Consider the following 6,084-nt stretch of genomic DNA (forward strand, 5'->3'; position numbering starts at 1 on the left):
CAGTTCAGCTTTCGTGGCGGGGGTGGCTAGTTGGCGAAGGAGGACCAGCCGAGGTAGCTGCCCTCAAGCTCGACGACGTTGTAGCCGGCATCGCGCAGTGCGCTGGCGGCCACGGCATTGCGCATGCCGCTTTGGCAGTAGGTGACGATGGTGCCGCCGGCGGGCAGCTGATCGAGATTCCACAACACCCGTCCCCCGGACAGCTGCTTGGCGCCCGGGATATGCCCGGCGGCGAACTCGGTCTTGTTGCGGACATCCAGCAGCATCTCGTACTCGAAATCGTCCAGCTGTGCCGGGGTGATCGACTTCGGCTTCACCGTTGGCAGGCCTTCCAAGCTGGTGGTGAAACCCTTGACCGCGTCGATGCCCACGCGCATTAGGTGGGCGCGGATCGTCGCGGCGTGTTCGCCGGTCTCGGCCAGCACGATCAGGGCGCGTTGGTCCTTTTCCGGATCGTAGGCCCAGGCGCCGAAGCTGGCGGTCTTCGCCGTACCCGGGATGGACAGCGCGCCGGGAACGGTGCCTGCGGCGATCTGGGTGTGCCCACGGGTATCGACGAGCACCGAGACCCCCGCCTCCAGCTGCTGGAGGAGCTGCTGGACGGGTATTTCAGCTAGGGGGTCGAGCTGGCCCAGGATGGCTGGGCCCAGGCGGTTCTGCCGCTTCATGCGGCCGAAGTAGGCGTGGGCGTCGGGCTGGCCGTTGAGCAGTTCGGCGATGAAGCCGTCCTGGTCGTCGTTGGCCAGGTAGGTGCTCCACCAGGCGAACTCGCGTTCGTAGCCCAACGTGGTGGAAGGGACCGCGCCCAGCGCTTTGCCGCAGGCGCTGCCCGAGCCGTGGCCTGGATGCACCTGGATGTAATCGGGCAATTCTGCCAGGGTTTTATTCAGCGAAGCAAAGAGATCGCGGGCGCCTTCGAAGCGGGTATCGACACCGCCGGCGGCCTCGTCCAGCAAATCCGGACGGCCTAGGTCGCCGGCGAAGATGAAGTCGCCGGAGAGCAGGTAGCCAGGGTCTTGGCTGAAGGCTCCGTCGGTGATGGCGTAAGCCAGGTGCTCCGGGGTGTGGCCCGGGGTGTGGCGGGCGGCGATGCGCAGGTTGCCCAGCGTGATGATATCGCCATCCATCAAACGTTCTGCCTCGAATCCGTACTGCCAATCTTTGCCGCCCTCGCCCGAAACGTAGCTGGTGGCGCCGGTGGCGGCGGCTAGTTCGCGGGTTCCGGAAAGGTAGTCGGCGTGGATGTGGGTTTCAGCGACGGCCGTGATGCGCATGCCGTGCTTGGCAGCCAGGGCAAGGTAGTCGGCGATGTCGCGGCGCGCGTCGACCACGAGAGCTTCGCCTTTGGCCTGGCAGCCGATGAAGTAGCTGGCCTGCGCGAGATCTTCGTCGTAGAGGCGTTCAAGCAGCATGGTTGGTTCCTTTCAAGGTGGATTGGAACCAGACTAGTCTATACCCCCGGGGGTATGTCAAAAATACGGGTGGGGGTATGTGCGGAGGCCCGCAATGCCGCTAGGTGGGAAAGGTGTTTTTATGCCCGGGTGAAAGTGCGCAGCCAGCCGGTTAGCCGCAGCTGCTCCGCGGGGTCCAAGGTTGCCAATAGCTGCAGGGTGCCGTCGTCTGCGGGGCGCAGAATACCCAGGTGATCGGCTGGAACATCGGACATCGCCTCACCAGCCGGGGAATCGGGCGATGCGCTCGCCGCCCTGGAGATGAAGACCTCGTCGGGTGAACCGTTCCAACCCTCGAGGATCGAGATGGTGCCTTCCAGCAGGCGCAGGGCCTCGTGCGCGTGGATCCATGCGGTGGCATCCTTGGCAGCCAGCTCGAACCCGGCTTCGGGAACAATCTTTCGCAGGCCCGTGGCCAGGACGCGCGCTTTCGCGCTGAGCCCCTCGGCCTGGAAGGCGGCTACCGCATCCAGGCGCTGTGTCATGCGCGCGAAGTCCTGCTCAATGCTTTTCCTGCTTGCGAAAATGCCCATGCTCCTATCTTCGCCTACCTTGCGAAAGGCTGTCGAGGTGCTCGGCCAATCGGGTGCTGGCGCGGGAGAGGTGCTGGGCCAAAACCTCTGCCGCGCCCTGGGCATCGCCGGCGGCGATGCATTCGAGCAGGCGTTCATGTTCGCTGGCGATGTCCGCGGTGTTCAGCAGCGTTGCATCCTGGACGTGGGTCATGCACAGGCGGATCTCATCGCTGAGCTGGCCGTAGATTGCGCTGGTACGGGTCGAATCCAGGGCCTGGACCAGTGCGGAGTGGAAGCGGACATCCGGATTGACGATCTGGATCGGGGAAGCATCGCGCAGTGCGGTGATTTCGGCATTGGCCTCGCGTGCAGCTTCCGGGACCTGTCCGGTGCTGGCCAGCAGCCGCACGGCCTCTGCTTCGATGATGGCGCGGGTGCGGTAGATGTCGCGGGCGTCGGCGGATGAGAGCAGCGTGACTTTCGCGCTCTGATGCGCGTTGCGCGTCAGCAGGCCGCTGGCAACGAGGTTCTCCAGCGCGGCCTTGGCGGTTGGCCGGGCCACTTCATAGTGCGCGGCGACGTCCACTTCGCCCAGCGGGGTGCCGGGAGACAGTTCCCCGCTGAAAATCCGGGCACGCAGGGACTTGACGACGGCCTGAACCACGGAAACCACACCTAAACGGGCCGCCATCAGGGTCCTTTCGAGCCGCGGAAAATTTACCTAACAAGTATCCCATGAATAGTACTACTATGGCTTGTGTACTTGTAAGACAATTTCCGTATTCGGCAAGCGCCGCTTGCCAACTGCACAGGAGCGCACCATGGCATTGAGCACGCCAGCACTCGGAGAAACGACGGTTTCATCCGGCATCCTCGATCTGGTCGGCGACCAGGATCGCGTCAAGACCCGATCCATCGACCGCGTTGCCTACGCCTCGGATGCCTCGCACTACCTGTACACGCCGCAAGCTGTCGTGCTGGCCAAGGACGCCGCGGAAGTCTCCGCGCTGCTGGCTGCGGCCGCGCGCGGCAACCAGCCGGTCACCCTGCGCTCGGGCGGCACCTCGCTGGCCGGGCAAGCCAGTGGCGACGGACTGATGATTGATGTGCGCCGCAACTTCCGCGGCATCACCGTGCTCGATAACGGAGCGCGCGTGCGCGTGCAGCCCGGTGCCACCGTCCGCCAGGTCAACGCGCGCCTGGCCGTCTATGGCAGCAAGCTGGGGCCGGATCCGGCCAGCGAGGCGGCCTGCACCATCGGAGGCGTGATCGCGAACAACTCCTCGGGCATGGCCTGCGGCACCGAATTCAACACCTACCGCACCCTGGAATCCATGACTTTCGTGCTCCCCTCGGGCACCATGATCGACACCGCGGATCCACAGGCCGACCGCAAGCTGGCCGCCGCTGAACCGCAACTGGTCGCCACGCTGGACAAGCTGGGCCAGCGCGTGCGCAGCAACCCGGCCTCGGTCGCCAAGATCGAGAAGCACTTCGCGCTGAAGAACACCATGGGCTACGGCATTAACGCCTTCCTGGACTACGACACCCCGGCAGAGCTGATGGCCCACCTGATCATCGGCTCCGAGGGCACCCTGGCGTTCGTCGCCGAGGCCGTCTTCCGCACCGTGCCGATCCGCAAGCTGGCCATCGCCACCTTGGCCGTCTTCGATAACCTGGATCTGGCCACCCGGGCGCTGCCTGAACTCGTGGATTCCGGCGCCGCCACCCTGGAACTGATGGATTCCACCTCGCTGCGCGTGGGCCAGTCGCTGCCCGGCGTGCCGGATGCCATCATGGGCTTCGACGTCGACCAGCAGGCCGCCTTGCTGGTCGAATACCATGCGGACACCGAAGAGGAACTGGCCGGGCTGCGCTCCGCCGGCCAGTCGCTGCTCGACGCATCGGCATTGCGCGCCCCAGCGGTGCTGTCCCCAGATGCGAAGAACCGCCAGGCCGCGTGGAAGTTCCGCAAGGGCCTGTATGCTTCGGTAGCCGGTGCCCGCGCCACAGGCACCACCGCGCTGCTCGAAGACGTCGTGGTCCCGGTAGAGTCCCTGGCCGAAACCTGCGACAGCCTGCAGGAGCTGTTCACCGAGTACGGCTACGCGGATTCGGTGATCTTCGGCCACGCCAAGGACGGCAACATCCACTTCATGCTCACCGACCGTTTCGAAGGCGATGCGGCGTTGAACCGGTACAACTCCTTCAACGACAAGATGGTCCAGCTGATTCTGGACAAGGACGGCAACCTCAAGGCGGAGCACGGCACCGGCCGCGCCATGGCGCCGTTCGTGCGCGCGCAGTACGGCGATGAGCTCTACGAGGTGCACCTGGAGCTGAAAGCCGCCTGCGACCCGCGCCTGATGATGAACCCCGGGGTGATCATCGACGAAGACCACGCCGCGCACATCCGCAACATCAAGCTCAACGAGACCATCGAGATCGAGGCCGACCACTGCGTGGAATGCGGCTATTGCGAGCCGGTCTGCCCGTCCAAGGACCTGACCCTGACCCCGCGCCAGCGCATCGTCGTGCGCCGGGCCATCGCCAAGGCCGAGGCCGAGGGCAACGCCGAGCTGGCGGCCGAACTGGAGCGCGACTACGAATACAACGGCGTGCAGACCTGTGCCGTGGACGGCATGTGCGTCACCGCCTGCCCGGTGGGCATCAACACCGGCCTGCTGGTCAAGCGCCTGCGCCGCGAAGACGCGCACCCGGTCCTGGAAGCCGGCTTCAAGGCCGCAGCCAAGGGATGGGGACCTGCCACGCGCGCTGGTTCGCTGGCCCTGAGCATCGCCGATAAATTCCCTGCTTCGCTGGTCCGCGGTGCCACCGATGCTGCGCGCAAGTTGGTCAGCACCGACACCATGCCACGTTACGATGCCGACCTGCCCGGCGGTGGCAAGGCGCGCAAGCCCATGGCCGGCAACTTGGGTGCAGCTGGCACCGAGCCGCTGGCCATCTACCTGCCAGCCTGCGTGAATTCGATGTTCGGCCCTGCAGGAGATGGGGAAGGAGTTGCCCCGGCGTTCACCAAGCTGCTGCACGCTGCTGGCGTCTCGGTTTACGTCCCCGAGGGCATTGAATCCACCTGCTGCGGTACCCCGTGGACTTCCAAGGGCTACGAACAGGGCCATGAGGTCATGGGCCAGCGCGTGCTGGAAGAAGTCCGTGCGGCCATGCCGGGCAAGGTCCTGCCGATCATCTCCGATGCCTCCAGCTGCACCGAAGGCTTTGCGCATACCCTGGCCGAGCATGGCTACGAAGTGGTTGACCTGCTGGCGTTCACTTCGCAGCACTTGCTGGAGAAGCTGCCAGCGCTCGAGAAGATCTGCTCGGTCACCTTGCACCCAACCTGCTCGTCCACGCAGATGGGCCTGAACCCGGACATGCAGAAGATCGCAGAGGCTGTGGCAGATACCGTGAACACCCCGGTGAACTGGGGCTGCTGTGGTTTTGCCGGTGACCGCGGCATGCTGCATCCGGAGCTGACCGAGTCGGCTACCGCTCGCGAAGCTGCCGAGGTTCGTGAACTGGATGCGCAGGAACACGCTTCGTGCAACCGCACCTGTGAACTGGGCATGACCCGTGCGACGGGCAAGGAATACCGCCACATCGTTGAACTGCTGGCAGACGCCGCCAGCAAGTAGAGGTCGGAGCAAAGCCGCTTGGAAAGTAGTTTCCAGGCGGCTTTGTCGCAGGATGCTGCGCAAAGCCGGTGGCGTCGAGCGGCATTAAGCCATGAGTACGCGCAATGGTTGCTTGCCGGGAGTCAGGCTGCGATGTCTTCAGGGCCATCCTTGGGCTTCAGCCGTTCCTTGAGCTGCTGTATCCATTTCGAGTCGCGTCTCAATTGCGGGAACGGCTTGTGCGCGTAGCCCGTAGCTGGCGGCGCGGTGGACTTGTAGGACATCGCCGAGCCGGGACAGATCATGATGGTGTGGCCGTTGCCGTAGGTCGTGTATTCGTACCAGCCGGCGGCTTCCTTGGCCTTGTTGCAACTAGCGCAGCGGCCATCGCCGTTGAAGACGGTGCTCCTGCCTCCGCGGGCGTATTGCTTGACGTGGTCTATTTCCTCCACGATGCCGTCGCAGAACGGGGTGCGGCAGTGCCGG

Annotated in this window: 4 protein-coding genes and 1 pseudogene; 1 reads left to right on the forward strand and 4 read right to left on the reverse strand. The window is 64.8% G+C overall.

Annotated elements, in window-relative coordinates; translation table 11 throughout:
* Positions 1-26: 26 nt before the first annotated feature.
* From CQ012_RS17020 to CQ012_RS17030, 3 genes are all read right to left on the reverse strand, one after another.
* A complete protein-coding gene (locus CQ012_RS17020) occupies positions 27-1,412 on the reverse strand; it encodes an MBL fold metallo-hydrolase (RefSeq protein WP_105662719.1) in 1,386 nt (461 codons plus the stop codon).
* A gap of 119 nt (positions 1,413-1,531) precedes the next feature.
* Positions 1,532-1,984, reverse strand: coding sequence for a hypothetical protein (locus CQ012_RS17025; RefSeq protein WP_105658975.1), 453 nt, complete (start codon positions 1,982-1,984; stop codon positions 1,532-1,534).
* A 4-nt stretch (positions 1,985-1,988) separates the two neighbouring features.
* Complete coding sequence (locus tag CQ012_RS17030; RefSeq protein ID WP_105662720.1) at positions 1,989-2,657, reverse strand: GntR family transcriptional regulator; 669 nt, start codon at positions 2,655-2,657, stop codon at positions 1,989-1,991.
* Positions 2,658-2,787: 130 nt separating this feature from the next.
* On the opposite strand from CQ012_RS17030, the gene CQ012_RS17035 reads away from it, so the two are divergent.
* Entirely contained in the window at positions 2,788-5,619 is a 2,832-nt protein-coding gene (locus tag CQ012_RS17035) for an FAD-binding and (Fe-S)-binding domain-containing protein (RefSeq protein WP_181149093.1), read from the forward strand.
* Between the two features lie 122 nt (positions 5,620-5,741).
* Here the strand turns inward: CQ012_RS17035 and CQ012_RS17040 are convergent.
* Positions 5,742-6,084 (reverse strand): annotated as a pseudogene (locus CQ012_RS17040) (HNH endonuclease); the annotation flags it as partial.

This window comes from Arthrobacter sp. MYb214, from assembly GCF_002979865.1.
Taxonomy (GTDB): Bacteria; Actinomycetota; Actinomycetes; order Actinomycetales; family Micrococcaceae; genus Glutamicibacter.

Bases quoted from the DNA above. Each gene is read 5' to 3' on its own strand.
- CQ012_RS17030 (WP_105662720.1), bottom strand. From the start codon at position 2,657: ATGGCGGCCCGTTTAGGTGTGGTTTCCGTGGTTCAGGCCGTCGTCAAG.
- CQ012_RS17025 (WP_105658975.1), bottom strand. From the start codon at position 1,984: ATGGGCATTTTCGCAAGCAGGAAAAGCATTGAGCAGGACTTCGCGCGC.
- CQ012_RS17035 (WP_181149093.1), top strand. From the start codon at position 2,788: ATGGCATTGAGCACGCCAGCACTCGGAGAAACGACGGTTTCATCCGGC.
- CQ012_RS17020 (WP_105662719.1), bottom strand. From the start codon at position 1,412: ATGCTGCTTGAACGCCTCTACGACGAAGATCTCGCGCAGGCCAGCTAC.